17 protein-coding genes and 2 pseudogenes are annotated in these 16,892 nt (G+C 78.1%); 12 read left to right on the forward strand and 7 right to left on the reverse strand.

Annotated features, from left to right (window positions below):
- Positions 1-65: 65 nt before the first annotated feature.
- The 4 genes from IEX99_RS10645 to IEX99_RS10660 are packed head-to-tail and all read left to right on the forward strand — an operon-like array spanning position 66 to position 2,323.
- Positions 66-1,025 carry a tetratricopeptide repeat protein gene (locus tag IEX99_RS10645; protein WP_188900182.1) on the forward strand — a complete coding sequence of 320 codons (960 nt, stop codon included), beginning with the start codon at positions 66-68 and terminating at the stop codon, positions 1,023-1,025.
- Positions 1,026-1,048: 23 nt separating this feature from the next.
- On the forward strand, positions 1,049-1,717 hold the full coding sequence (locus IEX99_RS10650; RefSeq protein WP_188900009.1) for an LON peptidase substrate-binding domain-containing protein: 669 nt from the start codon (positions 1,049-1,051) through the stop codon (positions 1,715-1,717).
- Between the two features lie 28 nt (positions 1,718-1,745).
- Positions 1,746-1,955, forward strand: a complete 210-nt coding sequence (locus tag IEX99_RS10655; protein WP_188900010.1) for a Trm112 family protein — start codon at positions 1,746-1,748, stop codon at positions 1,953-1,955.
- Positions 1,955-2,323, forward strand: coding sequence for a gamma-butyrobetaine hydroxylase-like domain-containing protein (locus tag IEX99_RS10660; RefSeq protein WP_188900011.1), 369 nt, complete (start codon positions 1,955-1,957; stop codon positions 2,321-2,323). The genes IEX99_RS10655 and IEX99_RS10660 overlap by 1 nt, the downstream gene beginning before the upstream one ends.
- A gap of 13 nt (positions 2,324-2,336) precedes the next feature.
- Here the strand turns inward: IEX99_RS10660 and IEX99_RS10665 are convergent, their stop codons facing one another.
- Entirely contained in the window at positions 2,337-3,119 is a 783-nt protein-coding gene (locus tag IEX99_RS10665; RefSeq protein WP_188900012.1) for an enoyl-CoA hydratase, read from the reverse strand.
- Between the two features lie 162 nt (positions 3,120-3,281).
- Here IEX99_RS10665 and IEX99_RS10670 point away from each other — a divergent pair, with 162 nt between their 5' ends.
- Positions 3,282-4,055 (forward strand): SDR family NAD(P)-dependent oxidoreductase, encoded by a 774-nt coding sequence (locus IEX99_RS10670; protein ID WP_188900013.1) that lies wholly within the window; start codon positions 3,282-3,284, stop codon positions 4,053-4,055.
- A 99-nt stretch (positions 4,056-4,154) separates the two neighbouring features.
- Here IEX99_RS10670 and IEX99_RS10675 read toward each other — a convergent pair whose 3' ends face one another.
- The 4 genes and pseudogenes from IEX99_RS10675 to IEX99_RS22490 all read right to left on the reverse strand — a co-directional run bounded on the left by IEX99_RS10675 (position 4,155) and on the right by IEX99_RS22490 (position 6,226).
- A complete protein-coding gene (locus tag IEX99_RS10675) occupies positions 4,155-4,526 on the reverse strand; it encodes a hypothetical protein (RefSeq protein WP_188900014.1) in 372 nt (123 codons plus the stop codon).
- Positions 4,527-4,707: 181 nt separating this feature from the next.
- Positions 4,708-5,232: pseudogene (locus IEX99_RS22760) on the reverse strand (LuxR C-terminal-related transcriptional regulator); the annotation flags it as partial.
- A 41-nt stretch (positions 5,233-5,273) separates the two neighbouring features.
- Positions 5,274-5,984, reverse strand: a complete 711-nt coding sequence (locus IEX99_RS10685) for an alpha/beta fold hydrolase (RefSeq protein WP_229677955.1) — start codon at positions 5,982-5,984, stop codon at positions 5,274-5,276.
- The gene (locus tag IEX99_RS22490) at positions 5,951-6,226 is read right to left on the reverse strand and encodes a hypothetical protein (RefSeq protein ID WP_229677959.1); all 276 of its coding nucleotides are present in this window, start codon (positions 6,224-6,226) and stop codon (positions 5,951-5,953) included. Before IEX99_RS22490 ends, IEX99_RS10685 begins: the two co-directional genes overlap by 34 nt.
- 166 nt (positions 6,227-6,392) lie before the next feature.
- Between IEX99_RS22490 and lysA the strand changes: the two genes are divergently transcribed.
- Positions 6,393-7,754 (forward strand): diaminopimelate decarboxylase, encoded by a 1,362-nt coding sequence (gene lysA, locus IEX99_RS10690; RefSeq protein ID WP_188900015.1) that lies wholly within the window; start codon positions 6,393-6,395, stop codon positions 7,752-7,754.
- Positions 7,751-10,441 (forward strand): DUF4175 domain-containing protein, encoded by a 2,691-nt coding sequence (locus tag IEX99_RS10695; RefSeq protein ID WP_188900016.1) that lies wholly within the window; start codon positions 7,751-7,753, stop codon positions 10,439-10,441. The genes lysA and IEX99_RS10695 overlap by 4 nt, the downstream gene beginning before the upstream one ends.
- Before the next feature lie 43 nt (positions 10,442-10,484).
- On the opposite strand, the gene IEX99_RS10700 is transcribed toward IEX99_RS10695, so the two are convergent.
- A complete protein-coding gene (locus tag IEX99_RS10700) occupies positions 10,485-11,012 on the reverse strand; it encodes a zinc-ribbon domain-containing protein (protein WP_188900017.1) in 528 nt (175 codons plus the stop codon).
- A 109-nt stretch (positions 11,013-11,121) separates the two neighbouring features.
- On the opposite strand from IEX99_RS10700, the pseudogene IEX99_RS10705 reads away from it, so the two are divergent.
- The 4 genes and pseudogenes from IEX99_RS10705 to IEX99_RS10720 form a co-directional block, all read left to right on the forward strand.
- Positions 11,122-11,808: pseudogene (locus tag IEX99_RS10705) on the forward strand (cell division ATP-binding protein FtsE); the annotation flags it as partial.
- A gap of 332 nt (positions 11,809-12,140) precedes the next feature.
- Positions 12,141-13,139, forward strand: a complete 999-nt coding sequence (locus IEX99_RS10710) for a cell division FtsX domain-containing protein (RefSeq protein WP_229677938.1) — start codon at positions 12,141-12,143, stop codon at positions 13,137-13,139.
- Positions 13,140-13,354: 215 nt separating this feature from the next.
- Positions 13,355-13,975, forward strand: a complete 621-nt coding sequence (locus IEX99_RS10715; protein ID WP_188900019.1) for a YdcF family protein — start codon at positions 13,355-13,357, stop codon at positions 13,973-13,975.
- On the forward strand, positions 13,972-14,727 hold the full coding sequence (locus tag IEX99_RS10720; protein ID WP_188900020.1) for a lysophospholipid acyltransferase family protein: 756 nt from the start codon (positions 13,972-13,974) through the stop codon (positions 14,725-14,727). The genes IEX99_RS10715 and IEX99_RS10720 overlap by 4 nt, the downstream gene beginning before the upstream one ends.
- Positions 14,728-15,013: 286 nt before the next feature.
- Here IEX99_RS10720 and IEX99_RS10725 read toward each other — a convergent pair whose 3' ends face one another.
- Positions 15,014-15,634 (reverse strand): gamma-glutamylcyclotransferase, encoded by a 621-nt coding sequence (locus IEX99_RS10725; RefSeq protein ID WP_188900021.1) that lies wholly within the window; start codon positions 15,632-15,634, stop codon positions 15,014-15,016.
- A 95-nt stretch (positions 15,635-15,729) separates the two neighbouring features.
- Here IEX99_RS10725 and IEX99_RS10730 point away from each other — a divergent pair, with 95 nt between their 5' ends.
- Entirely contained in the window at positions 15,730-16,884 is a 1,155-nt protein-coding gene (locus tag IEX99_RS10730) for a DUF2125 domain-containing protein (RefSeq protein ID WP_188900022.1), read from the forward strand.
- The last annotated feature ends 8 nt before the right edge of the window (positions 16,885-16,892 follow it).

Raw genomic sequence — 16,892 nt, forward strand, 5'->3', positions numbered from 1 at the left:
CGCTTGTCTCGCGGCCCGAAGGGCGCATCTATCCCCGCGAGAACCGGATGCAGGCCAGCCCCGCCATGGACGTGATCTTCGACCCGAACCGCCAGCCCGCCGCCCCCGGCGGACCCGCCGCGCCCGGCGCGGGCCCCGACCCGGTCAAGGAGGGCGACCAGAAGACCTTCATGCAGGACGTCGTCCAGGCCAGCCGCCAGGTCCCGGTCCTGGTGGACTTCTGGGCGACCTGGTGCGGCCCCTGCAGGCAGCTGACGCCGGTGCTGGAGAAGGTGGTGCGCGCCGCCGGCGGCCGGGTGCGGCTGGTCAAGATCGACATCGACAAGAACCGCCAGCTCGTCGCGCAGCTCGCCCAGCTCGGCCTGCCGCTGCAGTCCGTGCCGACCGTCGCCGCCTTCTGGCAGGGCCAGATCGCCGACCTGTTCCAGGGCGCGCTGCCGGAGAGCGAGGTGCGGCGCTTCGTCGAGGGGCTGCTCAAGCTCGCCGGCGGCCAGATGCCGGGCGCCGACCTGCTCGCCGAGGCCAAGGCCGCCGCCGAGCAGGGCGACCACCGCGGCGCGCTGGAGCTGTTCGCCGCCCTCGCGCAGCAGGAGCCGGAGAACGCCGAGGCCCTGGCCGGCCTCGCCCGCGCCCTGATGAACCTCGGCGAGGAGGACCGCGCCCGCCAGGTGCTGGAGGGCGTGCCCGCCAAGCTGCGCGACCATGCCGAGATCGCCGGCGCGCGCAGCGCGCTCGAGCTCGCCGCCGAGGGCCGCAAGGCGCGGGCCCGGCTCGCCGAGCTGGAGAAGCGCCTCGCCGCCGACCCGGACGACCACGCCGCGCGCCTCGACCTCGCGGTGGCGCTGAATGCGATGGGCGAGCGCGCCCGCGCCGCCGAGGCGCTGCTCGAGTCCATCAGGCGCAACCGCAGCTGGAACGACGAGGCGGCGCGCAAGCAGCTGCTGAAGTTCTTCGAGGCCTGGGGGTTCAACGACCCGGCGACGCTCGCGGCCCGGCGCAGGCTCTCCTCCCTCCTGTTCCGCTAGGGGCGGGGCGGGGCGCGGCGGCGATGCCGGCCTTCCACCCGGGCTTCGAGGCGCTGCCGGCGGAGATCCCGGTCTTCCCGCTGCCGGGGGCGCTGCTGCTGCCCGAGGGCCGGCTGCCGCTCAACATCTTCGAGCCGCGCTACCTCGCGATGGTGACGGACGCGCTCGGCGCCGGGCGGATGTTCGGCATGATCCAGCCGCTGCCGGACGCGCCGCCCGGCCCCACCGGGCCGGCGCTCTGCCCCGTCGGCTGCCTCGGCCGCATCTCCTCCTTCGCCGAGACCGAGGACGGGCGCTTCCTCATCACCCTGACCGGCGTGATCCGCTACACCCTCGCCGGGGAGCTGGCGATGCGCCGCGGCTACCGCCGCGTGCGGGCCGACTACGCGCCCTGGCGCGCCGACCTCGACATCGAGGGGCGGCCGCCGCCGCCGGTGGACCGCGCCGCGCTGCTCGAGGCGCTGCGCGCCTATTTCCGCGCCCGCGGCATCGACGCGAACTGGGAGGCGATCGAGCGGACCGCGGACGCGATGCTGGTGACCACGCTCAGCATGGTCTGCCCCTTCGACCCGCGCGAGAAGCAGGCGCTGCTGGAGGCGCCCGACGCCTGCGCGCGCGCGCGGATGCTGATCGCGCTGCTGCGCATCGGCGCGCACGGCCCCGCCTCCGCGCCGCGGGGGCGGCCGATCTGAGCCCGACAGGATGACCGGAAACGAGACGATGAGCGACAAGACCAAGGCCGGCGCGGCGCCCGAGGGCGGCGCGGTGGATCCGAAGCTCCTGGAGATCCTGGTCTGCCCCGTGACCAAGGGCCCGCTGCGCTACGACCGCGAGCGCGGCGAGCTGATCAGCGAGCGCGCCGGCCTCGCCTACCCGATCCGCGACGGCATCCCGATCATGCTGCCCGAGGAGGCGCGCAAGCTCGACTGATGCCCGCCCCGACCGAGATCCGCCTCCGGCGCGCGGAGAAGGTCCTCGAGGTCGCCTTCGACGACGGCGCGCGCTTCGCCCTCCCGGCCGAGTACCTGCGGGTCGAGAGCCCCTCGGCCGAGGTGCAGGGCCACGGGCCGGGGCAGAAGGCGATCGTCGCCGGGCGCCGGCACGTCGGCATCCTCGGCGTCGAGCCGGTCGGCAACTACGCGATCCGCATCCGCTTCGACGACCTGCACGACAGCGGCATCTACTCCTGGGACTACCTCTACCGGCTCGGCGCCGAGCAGGCGGAACGCTGGGCGCGGTACGAGGCGGAGCTCGCCGCCCGCGGCCTCTCGCGCGACCCGCCGGCGCGCGGGGCGTAGCGCCGCCGCCGCCTCAGCGCCCCCGGAACACCGGCGGCCGCTTCTCCGCGAAGGCGCGCACCGCCTCCTTGTGGTCCTCGGTCTGGGCGCAGCGGACCTGGTGCATCGCCTCGATCTCCAGCACCGCCTCCATCGGCTCGGTCTCGGCGGCGAGGAGGTTGCGCTTGATGTAGCCGTGGGCGATGCGCGGGCCGTTCGCGAGGCGCTCGGCGAAGGCCCGCGCCTCCGCCGCCAGCGCCTCGTCGGGCACCACCCGCGTCAGCATCCCCCAGGCCAGCGCCTGCTCGGCGGTGAAGCTGTCGCCGGTGAGGTAGAGCTCGCGCGCCTTCGCCGGGCCGACGAGCCGGGTCAGGCTGTAGGATCCGCCGTAGTCGCCGGAATAGCCGATCCTGACGAAGGCCGTGCCGAACTTCGCCGAGGCGGCGGCGATGCGGATGTCGCAGGCGAGCGCGAGGCAGAGCCCGGCGCCGTAGGCCGGCCCGTTGATCGCCGCGACGATCGGCTTCGGGCACTGCTTGAGCAGCAGCGGCAGGCGCATGCGGGAGCGCAGCCGCTCCAGCCGCTGCTCGAAGGGCATCTCGTTGCGCGCCGGCATGCCGCGCACGTCCCCGCCGGCGCAGAAGCCGCGCCCGGCGCCGGTGAGGAGGATGGCGCCGACCCCGGCGTCGCCGCCGAGCCGCTCCATCGCCTCCACCAGCAGGCGCGTCATCTCCTCGGAGAGGGCGTTCAGCCGCTCCGGGCGGTTCAGGGTCAGGGTGACGACGGCGCCTTCGCGCGTCTCCTCGAGGTCGGCCATGGCGGGACGGGTCTCCGGTCGAATGCGGGGGGGCGCCACGCGGGCCGGCAGGATGCGTCCGCGCGGCGCGGACGGCAATGCGCGCCGCCCCCGCTTGGCGACGGCGCGGGCCTTCGCCACACTGGCGGGGACCCGCACCAGTCACGGAGGAAAGGCTAGCCCATGCGCAATCCCATGGCCCTCACCGGCCGCACCATCATCGTCACCGGCGCGGGCCAGGGCATCGGCCGCGCCATCTCCGAGCTGGTGCTCGACCTCGACGGCAAGGTGGTGCTGGTCGAGCGCAACCCGGACACCCTCGCCGAGACGGCGAAGGCGCTCGGCGAGGAGCGCGCGCTCCCCCTGCTCGGCAACGTCGCCGACGAGTCCTTCGCCGCCGACTGCGTCGCCCGCGCCGTGGAGCGGTTCGGCGCCGTGCATGGCCTCGTGAACAACGCCGGCATCACCCGCCCGGCGATGTTCGAGAAGATGACCCTGCAGCAGTGGTCGGCGGTGATCGAGGTCAACCTCACCGGCTGCTACCTGATGCAGCAGGCGGTCGGCCGCCACATGATCCAGCGCTTCAAGGCGGGGGACAAGAACCCGGGCGCGATCGTCAACATCTCCTCCACCGCCGGCAAGCGCGGCTCGATCGGCCAGGTGAACTACTCGGCGGCGAAGGCGGGCCTGTTCGGCGTGACCATGACCGGCGCGCGCGAGTGGGCGCGCTACAACATCCGTGTCAACAGCGTCGGCTTCGGCACGGTCGAGACGCCGATGACCGAGACCATCCGCAGCGAGCGCTTCCGCGAGATGACCCTGGCGCGCATCCCGCTCGGCCGCTGGAGCACGCCGCGCGAGGTGGCGCCGCTGATCTGCTTCCTGCTCTCCGACGGCGCCTCCTTCATCACCGGCCAGAACATGCTGGTGGACGGCGGCTCGCACATGACCGCCTGAGGCGCGCGGGGCGCGACGCGGGCGGCGCGGCGCGGCTGGCGGGTCGAGCGGCGGCGGTCACGGCGGTCCGGTGCTGCCCGGCGACGGCGCGGGCCGGGCTCAGCCGCGACGGCGCCGGACGGTGGTCGCCACGCAGACGATGCGGCTCTCGTCGCCGCCGCCGGGCAGCACCGCGTGGCGCCCTTCGCTCCGCGGCAGATTCCCGAGGTAGGCCACCTCCTGCTCGCCCTCGTGGTTCACGAGCCGGCCGTTGCGTCCCTCCTGCCACGGCCCCGCCGCATCGGTGCGGATGACGAGATCGTCGCCGCCGCCGAGCATCCGGAAGCTGCCGCCGCCGACCACATTGCCCGCCTCGCGCGGGACGCGGGCGATGGCGTCGGTGTCGGCGAGGGCCTGCCCCTGCGCGGCCGCGGCCGGCAGGCCCAGCGCGAGGAGCGCGCCCGCGAGGAGCGCTGCGCTGCGAGGCGTCATGGTGGCGTCCTCCTCCGTCCCTCCTGTCGCCGGCGCGCCAGCGGTCCGGATGGGCGTTGGCGCCGGCCAGGACGGGCAGGCTGCGCCGCCGCGCCGCGCCCGCGCATCGCGCGATCGGCGCGGCGCGGGTCGGCAGGTTCAGCTTGGCCAGGATGTTCGTCACGTGCCGCTTCACCGTATGCCCGGACAGCGCGAGCTCCGCGGCGATCGCGGGATTCGACAGGCCGTGCGCGACCAGGCGCAGGACCTCCCGCTCGCGCGCGGACAGGTCGAGCGCGGGCGGAGCCGCCGCGGCGTTCGCGCCCTCCGGCGGGGGCGCCGCCGGCCGGTGATCGTCCCCGGCGAGCGAGAACAGGGGCAGGCGCCCGCCGCCGACCTCGGGCGGCAGCGCCAGGCGCTGCTCCCGCTCCCGGAAGCGCAGGCCCGATCCGGCGACCAGGTCGCGCACCGTCGAGGTCGCCAGCACCTCGCCGGGCCACGCCAGCCCGGCGACGCGCAGCGCGAGGTGCGGCGCGATCCCCCCGCCCTCGCCGTCCGCCGGCTCGGCCGAGGCGGCCGGCGGCGCCACCTCGCCGGCATGCAGCCCGGCGCGCAGGGGCCGGCCGAGCAGCAGCGCCGGCGCCGCCTCGCGCAGCGCCGCGGCGCAGCGCACCGCGCGGGCCGGCCCGTCGAAGGCCGCCAGCAGCGCGCCGTCCGGGGCGCGCACCGGGCCCGGCAGGCGGCCGCGGAAGCGCGCCAGCTCCGCAGCTACCGTCGCGCGCCAGCGCGCCAGGCGCCCGCCTCAGGCGTCGCCGCCGCCGGCGGCGGCGCGCTCGGCCTCCGCCAGCTCCGCCGCCAGGACCGTGGCGAGCACGCGCTCCGGCGCCCGCGCGGGGCGTGGCGCGCGCCGGTGAGGAATTCCTCGATCCCGTCCACCACGGCGTCCACGTCGCCGGTCCAGATCGGATGGTCGGTGCCGGGAAGCTCCACGTAGCGCGCGCCCGGGATCGCTGCGGCGAGCGCGCGGCCCGCCTCGACCTTCACGCGCACGTCGCCCGAGCGGTGGATCACCAGCGTCGGGACGCGGATGGCGGGCAGCGCCTCGCGCACGTCGGTCCGGGCGTTCACCCGCGCGAGCGCGATCGCGGCGCGCGGGCTGGCGCCGAGCCGCTCGAGGCGCGCCCACCAGGCGCGGCACGCGGGATCGTTCAGCCGCCCCGGCGAGAAGAAGCGCAGGGAGGCGCCGCTGCCCCACTCGGCGCCGATCCCGGCGATGAACTCCTCGATCCGCTCGGGCGGCAGCACCGCGGAATGGAAGTGCGCGAACGCGCCGTGCAGGACGAGCGCGCGCACGCGTGCCGCGCGGGTGGCGGCGAACGGCAGGCAGGTCGGCCCGCCCTCGGAGACGCCGAGCAGGACCGGACGCTCCATTCCGGCGGCGTCCATCACCGCCCGCAGGCCGTCCATCCGCGCCTCGATCGTCGGAAGGTCCGGAACGGGGTCGGAGAGGCCGGCGCCGCGCTGGTCGAACTGCGCCCCACCCGGGCGAAGCCGCCGAGGCGCGACAGGAGATGGGCAAGCCCCGGCTCCTCCCAGTGCAGCTCGAGGTTCGAGACGAAGCCGTGGACGAGGACGAGGTCGAGCGGCCCGGCGCCGTGGACCTGCCAGGCGATGTGCACGCCGTCCGCGCTGCGGGCGTAGCGGGTCTCCGGCCGGAGCATTCGGCGCGCACCCTCCTCCGCGGGACAGGAAGTGGGATGGCGCCACCCGCCGCTGCAAGCGCCCGGCGCGGCCGCGGGCGTCGGCGGCGCCGTCCGCCCGGGGGCGGAAGGTTGCGCCGCCGCGCGCCGCTTGTCCCGCCACCGCCCGCCGCCCCAGAATGGGCCGATGACGGCCGCGCCCCTTCCCGCACCGACCGACCCCGACCCGACCTTCGCCGAGCTGCTCGCCGCGCGCCCGCACCTCACGCGCCACGCCTTTGACGGGCTGGTCATGGAGGAGGTCCCGCTCGCCCGCATCGCCGAGGTCGCCGGCACGCCGAGCTGGGTCTATTCCGCCGGCACGCTGCGCCGCCGCCTCGGCGCGCTGCGCCGCGCGCTCGACGGCGCGGGCCTCGCCGCGACGATCCATTTCGCGGTCAAGGCCAATCCCTGCCTCGCCGTGCTGCGCGTCCTCGCCGCCGCCGGCGCCGGCGCCGACGTGGTGAGCGAGGGCGAGCTGCGCGCCGCCCGCGCCGCCGGCATCCCGGCCTCCGCCATCGTCTTCTCCGGCGTCGGCAAGACCGAGCGCGAGCTGCGCCTCGCCCTCGCCGAGGACATCCTCCAGATCAACGCCGAGAGCGCCGAGGAGGTCGAGGCGATCGCGGCCCTCGCCGCCGCGCTCGGCCGCACCGCGCGCGTCGCGCTGCGCGTCAACCCGGACGTGGACGCGCGCACCCACGCCAAGATCACCACCGGCCGCGGCGAGAACAAATTCGGCGTCGCGATCAGCGACGCCCCCGCCCTCTACGCCCGCATGGCCGCGCTCGCGGGCATCGAGCCGGTCGGCGTGGCGGTGCACATCGGCAGCCAGATCACCGCCGGCATGGCCGCCTACCGCGCCGCCTACGCGAAGGTCGGCGCCCTGGTGCGCGAGCTGCGCGCCGCCGGCCTCCCCGTCGCGCGCGTGGACTGCGGCGGCGGGCTCGGCATCCCCTACCGCGACGAGCCGGCGCCGCTGCCGGAGGCGCTGGCCGGCGCCATCCGCGCCGGCCTCGGCGATCTCGGCCTGCCGGTGATGCTCGAGCCCGGGCGGTGGATCGCCGGGCCGGCCGGGGTGCTGCTCGCCTCGGTGGTGCGGGAGAAGCGCGGCGCGGCGCACCGCTTCGTGGTGGTGGACGCCGGCATGAACGATCTCGTGCGCCCGGCGATGTACGAGGCCTGGCATGGTATGCTGCCGGTCGCCCCGGAGGCGCTGGTGGCGCCGCTCTCCCCGGCGGAGGTCGTGGGCCCGGTCTGCGAGACCGGCGACACCTTCGCCCGCGGCCGCGCGCTGCCGGCGATGCAACCCGGGGCGCTGGTCGCGTTCCTCGATGCGGGGGCCTATGGAGCGGCGATGAGCAGCACCTACAACCTGCGACCCCTGGCGGCCGAGGTCCTGGTGGACGGCGCCCGCTTCGCCGTGGTGCGCGACCGCCAGGGTTACGACGCCCTGCTCGCCGGCCAGCGCCTGCCGCCCTGGCTCGCGCCGCCACAGGAGCCGGCGCGGTGACCGCTCCCGGCGCGCCGGAGCGCGAGGCGGCTGCCGCGCTGCACCGTCGGCTCGACCGCCGCCGCCGCCTCGCGCTCGCGGCGCTGTGGTGGGAGGCGCTGTGGCCTGCCCTCTGGCCGCCGCTCGGCGTGCTCGGGGTCGGCGTGGTGGCCGCCCTCGCCGGGCTGCCGCCGCTGCTGCCGGGATGGTGGCACCTCGCCCTGCTCCTCGCCTTCCTCGGCGCGCTCGGCTGGGCGGCGTGGCGGGGCTTCGCGGGCTTCCGCCGGCCCGGCGCGGCGCAGGCGGAACGGCGGCTGGAGCACCAGTCCGGCCTGTCGCATCGCCCGCTCGCCGCGCTTGCCGACCGGCCGGCGACGGGCGCGGGCGATCCCGCGAGCCTCGCCCTGTGGCGGGCGCACCAGGCGCGGGCGGCGGCGGCGCTGCGCGCGCTGCGCGTCGGCCCGCCGCGGCCCGGGCTCGCCGCGCGCGACCCGCGGGCCCTGCGCGCCGCGCTCCTCGTCGCCCTCATCGCCGCCTTCACCGTCGCCGGGCCGGAGGCGCCGGAGCGGCTGCGCCGCGCCGCCGTGCCGAGCCTCGCCGCCCCGGTCGCGCCGGTGCCGGCGCTGCGGCTGGAGGCCTGGATCACCCCGCCGGCCTACACCGGGGCGGCGCCGGTGTTCCTCGATCCCGCCGGCGGCGCGGCCACGGTGCCCCTCGGCAGCAGGTTCCATGTCGTCCTCTCCGGCGGCCCCGCCGGCGGGGTGCCGGAGCTCGTCCTCGACCAGGCGGCGGAGCCGTTCCGCACCCTCGATGCCGGCCGCAGCAGCTTCGCCGCCGAGACGACGCTCGCGGCGGGCGGCAGCGTCGGGGTCCGGCGCGACGGGCGCACGGTCGCGACGTGGTCGCTCGCGGTGCAGGCCGACGCGCCGCCGCGCGTCAGCTTCCCGGAGGCGCCGGCGCGCGCCCAGCGCGGGCTCGGCCTGCGCGTCCCCTGGCAGGTGCAGGACGACTGGGGCGTGGTCGCGCTGCGCGCCGAGTTCCGCCTCAAGGCCCGCCCCGAGGCGCCGCCGCACGTGATCGACCTGACCCTGCCCGCGGCCAGCGTGAGGGAGGCGCGCGGCGTCGTCTCGCCCGACCTCTCGGCCCATCCCTGGGCCGGGCTCGAGGTGGAGATCCGCCTCGTCGCCCGCGACGGCGCGGAGCAGGAGGGCGTCAGCGAGACCGCCGGCGCCACCCTGCCGGAACGCAGCTTCAACCATCCCGTCGCGCGCGAACTGATCGCGTTGCGCAAGGGGCTCTCGCTCGATCCCACCGCGCGCGGCCCGGCGCGCGACGGGCTCGACCGCATCACCGCCGCGCCGGAGCGGTTCGAGGACGACGGCGCGACCTTCCTCGCCCTGCGCGCCGCGCGCCATCGTCTCGCGCGCGACCGCCGGCCGGAGGCGGTGGACGAGGTCCAGGCGATCCTCTGGGAGGTCGCCCTGGCGCTCGAGGAGGGCCGCGCCGACCGCACCGCGCGCGCCCTCGCCCAGGCGCGCGAGGCGCTGCGCCAGGCGCTCGAGCAGGCCGAGCGCGAGCGCCGCGAGGCCGAGGCGCGCGCCGAGCGCGGCGAGCCGCAGACCGAGGCGCAGCGCGAGGCCGAGCGGCAGCGCCGCGCCGAGCTCGAGCGCCGCATCCAGGAGCTGCGCGAGGCGATCCGCCGCCACCTCGAGGCGCTGGCCGAGCGGCTGCAGCGCGAGAACAACGAGGCGCTGCCCTTCGACCCGCAGCAGCGCCTGATGGACCAGCGCGACATGGACCGCCGCACCCAGCGCATGCGGGAGGCCGCGCGCGAGGGTCGCACCGAGGACGTCGAGCGCGAGCTCGCCGAGCTCGAGGAGATGCTGCGCGCGCTCGAGGAGGGCCGCGTCGCCGGCCAGCAGGACCCGAACCGGCAGCGCCAGCGCCAGCGCGGCCAGCAGCAAATGGGCGCGGTGCAGGACATGGTGCGGCGCGAGGCGGAGATGCTCGACCGCAGCGAGCGGCGCGCCGAGGCCGAGGAGCAGCGCCGGGCCCAGGAGCGCCGCACCAGCCCCTTTGCCCGCAACCAGTTCGCGTCGCCCCCGCTCCGCCAGCAGCAGGACCGGCAGGCGTCGTCCCCGGAGGCGCGGGCCGAACAGGAGGCGCGCGAGGCCGAGGCGCAGCGCGACGCCCGCGCCCAGCGCGCGCTGCGCCGCGCGCTGGGCGAGCTGATGCAGCAGTTCGGCGACCTCACCGGGGAGATCCCGGACAGCCTCGGCCGTGCCGACCAGGCGATGCGCGAGGCCGACGAGGCGCTGCGCGCGGGCCGCGACCCGCGCGCCCACCAGCGGCAGGCGATCCGGGAGCTGCAGGAGGGCGGCCGCCAGATGGCGCAGCAGCTCCAGCGCCAGTTCGGCATGATGCAGGAGGGCGAGGACGGCGACGGGGAGGACGTGGCCGGCGACACGCAGCCCGGCGGCGAGGGACGGGACCAGGCGCGGCAGCAGGGCCCAGGCCGCGACCCCCTCGGCCGGCGCACGCAGGAGGGGCCGCGCGGCCTCGACGACGGTTCGGACACCCGCGTCCCGGACGAGGCCGAGCTGCTGCGCGCCCGGCGCATCCAGGACGAGCTGCGCCGCCGCGGCGCGCAGAAGGAGCGCCCGCCCCGCGAGCTGGACTACATCGACCGCCTGCTGAAGCAGTTCTGAGCGCGGCGGAGCCGGGCACTGCGCGGCCGCCGCCCGCCGCCCCTCATCCGCCGAGCCAGGCGAACAGGCGTCCCGCCGGCGGCCAGAGCGCGACCACCTCGGCGCGCCAGAGCCACAGCGCCGCGATCCCTCCCGCGACCAGCGCCAGCGAGGCGAGCCAGGCGGCGACGAGGGCGAAGCGACCGCCGTCGCGTGCCGGGGGGCCGGCGAACGACCGCCGCTCCTCCGCGATCCACTGCGGCGGGCGGGGCGGAGGCGCGCGCAACGGCCGCGGCGCGGCCTCGGCGGCGCCCGCCGCGGACCACGGGGGAGCGGGCGGGACCGTCTGGAAGGCCGGCATCTCCCCGCGCGGCGCCGCCGGCGCGGCACGGCCGGGCGGCGCGCCCGTCTCCGGCGAGGCGGGCCGCGCCGGCGCCTCGCCGGCCATGGCCTGAGGCTCCCCCGGCTCCGCCGCGGCGGGGGCCCAGACCGCGCCGCAGCGCGTGCATCGCACCGGGCGCCGCGCACCATCGGCGAGCAGGCGGTCGGGCACCTCGTAGACCGCGGCGCAGGTCGGGCAGGTGAGGCGCATGCGACCCGGACTCTGGGCCGGGCAGGGCCTCCGCCGCAAGGCCGACCGCGCCGCCGGACGCGGCGAGGGTTGTTGTCCGCCGCGCCGGCATGGCAGACCTGTGCCCGCCATGCTGCGCTTCACCGGAGTCGGGCTGCGCTACGGCGCGCCCGCCAGGGGGTCCGGTTCGGGCTTCGCGGCGGGGTCGGCGCCCGAGGCGCTGCGCGATCTCACCTTCACCCTGCCGGAGGGCAGCTTCACCTGGCTGCTCGGTCCCTCCGGCGCGGGCAAGAGCTCGGTGCTGCGCCTCATGCACTGCGCGCTGCGGCCGACCCGCGGGGAGGTCGAGATCCTGGGGGTCCCGCTGTCGCGCGCGCGCCGGCGGGATCTCGTCAGGCTGCGCCGGCGGATCGGGGCGGTGCACCAGGACTTCCGCCTGCTGCCCCAGCTCTCGGCCTTCGACAACGTGGCGCTGCCGCTGCGCCTCGCCGGGCGCGGCGAGGCCGCGATCCGCGCCGAGGTGGCCGAGCTGCTCGCCTGGGTCGGCCTGGCGGCGAAGCAGGACGCGCTGCCCGAGGAGATGTCGGGCGGCGAGCAGCAGCGCGTGGCGATCGCCCGCGCCGTGATCACCCGGCCGACCCTGCTGATCGCCGACGAGCCGACCGGCAACCTCGACGCGGCCCAGGCGCGCCGGCTGCTCGCCCTGCTGATCGAGCTGAACCGCATCGGCACCACGGTCGTCGTCGCCACCCACAACGAGGATCTGCTGGCCCGCCATCCCGCCCCGGCGCTGCGGCTGCAGGCGGGGCGCCTGGTCGAGGCGCCGGGCATGCCGGAGGCCGGAGACGCGGACTGGGACCTCCGGATGCCTCCGCCGCCCGGCTTCGACGCCGTCGCCGGAGGGACCGAGGGGGGGCGGCCGCCCGCGCCTGCTCCGGCGGCGCCGGGCCGCCACGGCGCCGGACCTGCCGGCCACGGGGCCGGCCTCGGGCATGGGGCGTGAGCGCCCGGGGCGGGGAAGCCCGCCGCGCGACGGCCGCCGCGGCGCGAACCGGCCGCCGGCCGTGCCGCGCCGCGCCGCGCCGGCGCGCCGCTCCGAACGGCGCGCGGCCCTCGCCGCCGCGTTTCGCGCGGCAACGCCGCTCCGCCATGGCCGCTGATGCGGCGCGGTCCCATGCGGCGGGGCGGCCCGGCGACCGGCGCGCGCCGCCGCGTCCCCGCGGCCCTCGTCGCAGCCGCGATCCGCTCGGGCTGCGCCGCGCCCTGGCCGACCGGCTGCTGCCCGGCCTCGTCGCCGCGATGGCGCTGCTCGCCGCCCTCGCCATCGCCGGCGGCAGGACGGCGTCGGACCTCGCCGCGCGCTGGCGGGGCGGGGTCGCCGCCATGGTGACGGTACAGCTTCCGGCCGACGCCGATGCCGAACACGCCCGCGATGCCCTCGCCGCCCTGCCCGGCGTCGCCGAGGCGCGGGTGGTGGACCCGGCGCGGCTGCGCGCCCTGCTCGATCCCTGGCTCGGCGAGGCGATGCCCGGGATCGGGTCGGCCCTTCCCCTGCCGCCGCTGGTCGAGCTGCGCCTCGCCCCGGAGGCCGCCGACCGCCTTGCGCGGTCGCCGGCCGCCGAGGCCGCCGCCCTGGCCGGGCGCGTCGCCGCCGCCGCCCCGGGCGCGGAGGTGGAGGCGCACGGCCTGTGGGTGGCGCGCCTCGCCGCGCTCGCCGCGGCGCTGCGCGGCGTCGCGCTGGCGGTGCTGGGGCTGGTCGCCGCGGTCGCCGCGGCGGTGGTGGGCGTGGCCGTGCGTGCCGGGCTCGCGGCGCGGCGCGAGTCGGTGCTGGTCGTGCATGGGCTCGGCGCCGGCGACGGCTGGATCGCGGCGCAGTTCTCGCGCCGCGCGGCGGCGCTGGCCGGGCTCGGCGGCCTGATCGGCGCCGCGGTCGCGCTGCCCGTGGTGGTGTTCCTCCGCATGCTCGGCGCGGCGCTGCTCGCCGGCGGCGACGCGGCGACGGCGGGCATGGCGGCTGCGCCGGGGCTCCTCGGCGTCGCGGCGGATCTTCCCTGGCTCGCCCTGCTCGCGGTGCCGGTGCTTGCCTGGGCGATCGGCTGGGTCACGGCGCAGGCGACGGTGCGGCGTTGGCTGCGGGCGCTGCCGTGACGACCGCGCCCGGCGGCGCGGCCCCCGCCGCCCCTGCCGGCCGCCCGGCGCCCGGAGGCCCGGCGGCGCCGGACGGGCAGGGCGGCCCCGTCCAGACCGGCCCCGTCCCGGCCCGCGAGGCCGAGGGGAGTCCCCGCGCCCCGGCGCGCGCCGCGGCGCGCCGGGCGACGCGGCGTCGCCCGGCGCGGCCCTGGCGGTGGCGCCTGGCGCTGCTGATGCTGATGGCGACCGGGGCGCTCGGCGGCGGCTTCGTCTGGTTCGTCAACCAGACGCTGCGCGCGCCGGAGCCCGAGCCGCTGCGGCCGACGGACGCCATCGCCGTGCTGACCGGGGGGCGGGAGCGGGTGGAGACGGGTCTGCGCCTGCTCGCCGCCGGCCACGCGCGGCGGCTGATCATCACCGGCGTGCACCGCGACGCGACCTTCGCCGAGCTGGCGCGCGGCGCCGGCCTCGATCCGGCGCCGTTCGCCGCGCGGGTCACCGTCGGCCGGGCGGCCGCGACCACCCGCGGCAACGCCGCCGAGATCGCCGCCTGGGTGCGGGCGCAGCCGGACAACCCCGGCGTGCGCTCGATCCGCGTGGTGACCGCGGGCTACCACATGCCGCGCGCCATGCTCGAGCTGCGCCGCGCCCTGCCCGGGCTGGAGCTGGTGCCGCATCCGGTCACGCCGCCCGCGCTGCGCGGCGTCGGCGCGGCGGCGCGGCTGCGCACCTGGTCGCTGCTGGTCGGCGAGTACGGCAAGTTCCTGCTCGCCGGCGCCGGCATCTCGCGCTTCTCGGTGGCGCGCGACGCGGCGGTGGTACCCTCCGCTGCATCGCGCGAGGGGCGGCGATGAGGGGCGCGGCCATCCTGCTGCGCTCGGCGCTGTTCAACGCGGCGTTCTTCGCCTTCACCGCGGCGATGGCCATGGCGACGCTGCCGACGCTGGCCCTGCCGCCGCGCTTCGCGCGGGCGATGGTCCGGGCCTGGGCGCGGGGCGTGCTGGGGCTGCTGCGCGGCCTCGCCGGCATCCGCCTCCGCGTCACCGGCGCGGAGCGCCTGCCGCCGGGCGGCGCCGCGATCGTCGCCGCCAAGCATCAGTCGGCCTTCGACACCATCGTCTGGCTCGTGCTGCTCGACCGGCCGGTCTACGTGCTGAAGCGCGAGCTGCTGCGGCTGCCGGCATGGGGCTGGATCGCGGCGCATTGCGGGCACGTCGCCGTGGACCGCCGCGCGGGCGCGGCGGCGCTGCGTCGCATGGTGCGCGAGGCGGCGGCGGCCCTCGCCGACGGTGCGCAGGTCGTGATCTTCCCCGAGGGCACGCGCACCGCGCCGGGCGAGCGCGTGCCCTACCAGCCGGGCGTCGCCGCCCTCGCCGCCGCGGCGGGGCCGGGCGTGCCGGTGATCCCCGCGGCCACGGACAGCGGCCGCTTCTGGGGCCGCCGCGCCTTCCGCAAGCGGCCGGGCCTGCTCACGGTCGCGGTGCTGCCGCCGCTGCCCGCCGGCCTGCCGCGGGCCGAGCTGATGGCGCGGCTGGAGGCGGCGATCGAGGGCGAGTCCCTGCGGCTCCTGGATCAGGCGTCGGCGCCGGATGCGACCTGTGGATGAAACCGTGGATGTTTCGAAGCCGGGCACTTGGCGTCGCGACCGCGCCTGCGCCTGCGCCGGGCCGCGCGCGGCGCCGGCCGCCGGCGCCACGCCGCGGGCGCCGGTGTCCCGATCCTCGCCGCGCCGCAACCAATATTGGATTGGCGATTAATGACTTGTTCGCGCCCGGCGAAGCTGTGGGGCTTTGCCGCGCGCCCCGGCCGCGGCCGGAACGGGCCGCGCCGGCGACAGTCCGGCAGGGTCGGGCGTGCTCGCCGCCGTTGCTGTGGATAAGTCCGCCGCGCGGTCAGCGCGAATCCTGGGTGGCCGCGGCCAACGGCGGCGGGGCCGCCGCGCCGCCGGCTCGCCCGGCGGCGGGCGCGAGCAGCGCCGCGATCCGGTCGAGCCCCACATCGCGCACCCCGAGAGCCTCGAGATGCGCGAGCGTGTTCAGCAGGTACTCGCGGTTCGTGCCCATCTGGCCGCGGCCCCGCGCGATCGCTGCCGCCACCGCCTCGGGCGTCAGCCGGCCGCAGTAGAGCCGGCAGCCCCGGTTCGCCACGTAGGCCACCGCCCGCACGCGGCGCCCGGAGTCCAGCAGCCGCACCGGCACCAGCCGACGATGGTAGACGGTCTCCGCCCCGTCCGGCAGCTCGCGGTCGTCGAGATAGGCGAGCACCTCCGGCGCCTCCGCCCCCGGCACCCGGTAGGCGAGGCCGCGACAGGCGCCGCCGCGGTCGAGGCCGAGCACCAGTCCGGGCGCCTCCGGCGTGCCGCGGTAGCGGTGGCTCCACAGGCAGAAGCGCCGGTGGAAACCGCGCAGCAGCGCCGGATGCGCCGAGACGTGGACGAAGCCCGGCCGCCACATCAGCGAGCCGTAGGCGAACACGTAGAGATGGCCGTCGGGGTCGAGCGTCGGCAGGGACATCGCGGCGAGCGGGGCGGTGGCGGCGGGACGCGCGGCGGACGGGTCGGCGGAGCCTTTCGCGTGGCGCGACGCATGCCGCTATACAGGCGCGCACCATGCCGGTGAAGCCGCACCGCCGCGCTGCCCGCCCTGCCCGCCGCGCATCGCTGCTCTCCCTGCTGGCGCTTGCGACGCTCGTCCTCGCGGCGCTGGCGGCGGGCCACGCGCTGCTCTGGCGCTGGACCGGCGATCGGATCGAGACGAGCTTCGAGGCCTGGGCGCGCACCCGCCGCGCCACCGGATGGCAGGTCGAGCACGGCCCACCCCAGCGCGGCGGCTGGCCGTTCGCCGCGACTCTGCGCCTGCCCGGGTTCCGCCTCGCCGGCGGCGGCGCCACCCTGCCCGGCGGCATGGACTGGCAGGCGGAGGCCCTGGTGCTGCGCGTCGCCCTGCCGCGCCTCGACCGGCTCGTGGTCGAGGCGCACGGTCGGCAGCGGCTGCGCCTCGCCGCGACCGAGATCCCCTTCGCCGCGGACCGGCTGGAGGCGGCGCTGCCGCTCGCCGCCGAGGTGCTGCCGCGCGAGGCCGACCTGCGGGCCGAACGGCTGCGGCTGCGCGCCGGAGCGGGCGCCGGGGCGCTGGAGGTCGAGCGCGCCCAGGCGCATCTCGAGACGAGCACCACCGCGATCGAAGGCGAGCCGGCCGTGCTGCTCGCCTTCGCCGCCGAGGGCATCACCCTCCCGCCGCGGGCGGCCGGCGGCAATCCCCTGCCGCGGCGCGCCGAGAGCCTTGCCGGGGAACTGGTGTTGTCCGGGCCGGTCCCCCTCGGCCGGCGCGACCCGGTGACGCGGGCGGAGGCGTGGCGCGACGCCGGGGGGACGCTCGAGCTGCGCAGCATCGCGCTGCGCTGGGGGCCGGTCGGCGCCGAGGCGCAGGCGACGCTGACCCTCGACGAGGCGTTGCAGCCCATGGGGGCCGGGACGGTCCGCGTCTCGGGCGTCGGTCCGGCGATCGAGGCGCTGGCGGCAGAGGGCGCGCTGACGCCGCGCGGCGCGGCCACAGCGCGGACCGTGCTCGCGTTGCTCGCGCGCACGCCGGCGGAGGGCGGGCCGAGCCGGGTGGAGCTGCCGATCACCCTCGAAGACCGCACGCTCAGCCTGGGCGGGCGGCTGCAACTGGCGCGCCTGCCGCCGCTCGCCTGGCCGAGCCGCCCCCAGGGGCCGCCGGGCGAGGCGTCGCCGGCCGAGCGGTCCCGGTCGCGGCCGCCCTGAGGCGGCGC

It is taken from the genome of Caldovatus sediminis, assembly GCF_014644455.1.
Lineage (GTDB): Bacteria > Pseudomonadota > Alphaproteobacteria > Acetobacterales > Acetobacteraceae > Caldovatus > Caldovatus sediminis.

Bases quoted from the DNA above. Each gene is read 5' to 3' on its own strand.
- IEX99_RS10700 (WP_188900017.1), bottom strand. From the start codon at position 11,012: ATGCGCCTCACCTGCCCGACCTGCGCCGCGGTCTACGAGGTGCCCGAC.
- IEX99_RS10715 (WP_188900019.1), top strand. From the start codon at position 13,355: ATGCTGATGGCGACCGGGGCGCTCGGCGGCGGCTTCGTCTGGTTCGTC.
- IEX99_RS10730 (WP_188900022.1), top strand. From the start codon at position 15,730: ATGCCGGTGAAGCCGCACCGCCGCGCTGCCCGCCCTGCCCGCCGCGCA.
- IEX99_RS10675 (WP_188900014.1), bottom strand. From the start codon at position 4,526: ATGACGCCTCGCAGCGCAGCGCTCCTCGCGGGCGCGCTCCTCGCGCTG.
- IEX99_RS10725 (WP_188900021.1), bottom strand. From the start codon at position 15,634: ATGTCCCTGCCGACGCTCGACCCCGACGGCCATCTCTACGTGTTCGCC.
- IEX99_RS10665 (WP_188900012.1), bottom strand. From the start codon at position 3,119: ATGGCCGACCTCGAGGAGACGCGCGAAGGCGCCGTCGTCACCCTGACC.
- IEX99_RS22490 (WP_229677959.1), bottom strand. From the start codon at position 6,226: ATGCTCCGGCCGGAGACCCGCTACGCCCGCAGCGCGGACGGCGTGCAC.
- IEX99_RS10720 (WP_188900020.1), top strand. From the start codon at position 13,972: ATGAGGGGCGCGGCCATCCTGCTGCGCTCGGCGCTGTTCAACGCGGCG.
- IEX99_RS10670 (WP_188900013.1), top strand. From the start codon at position 3,282: ATGCGCAATCCCATGGCCCTCACCGGCCGCACCATCATCGTCACCGGC.
- IEX99_RS10710 (WP_229677938.1), top strand. From the start codon at position 12,141: ATGGCCGCTGATGCGGCGCGGTCCCATGCGGCGGGGCGGCCCGGCGAC.
- IEX99_RS10645 (WP_188900182.1), top strand. From the start codon at position 66: ATGGACGTGATCTTCGACCCGAACCGCCAGCCCGCCGCCCCCGGCGGA.
- lysA (WP_188900015.1), top strand. From the start codon at position 6,393: ATGACGGCCGCGCCCCTTCCCGCACCGACCGACCCCGACCCGACCTTC.
- IEX99_RS10660 (WP_188900011.1), top strand. From the start codon at position 1,955: ATGCCCGCCCCGACCGAGATCCGCCTCCGGCGCGCGGAGAAGGTCCTC.
- IEX99_RS10655 (WP_188900010.1), top strand. From the start codon at position 1,746: ATGAGCGACAAGACCAAGGCCGGCGCGGCGCCCGAGGGCGGCGCGGTG.
- IEX99_RS10650 (WP_188900009.1), top strand. From the start codon at position 1,049: ATGCCGGCCTTCCACCCGGGCTTCGAGGCGCTGCCGGCGGAGATCCCG.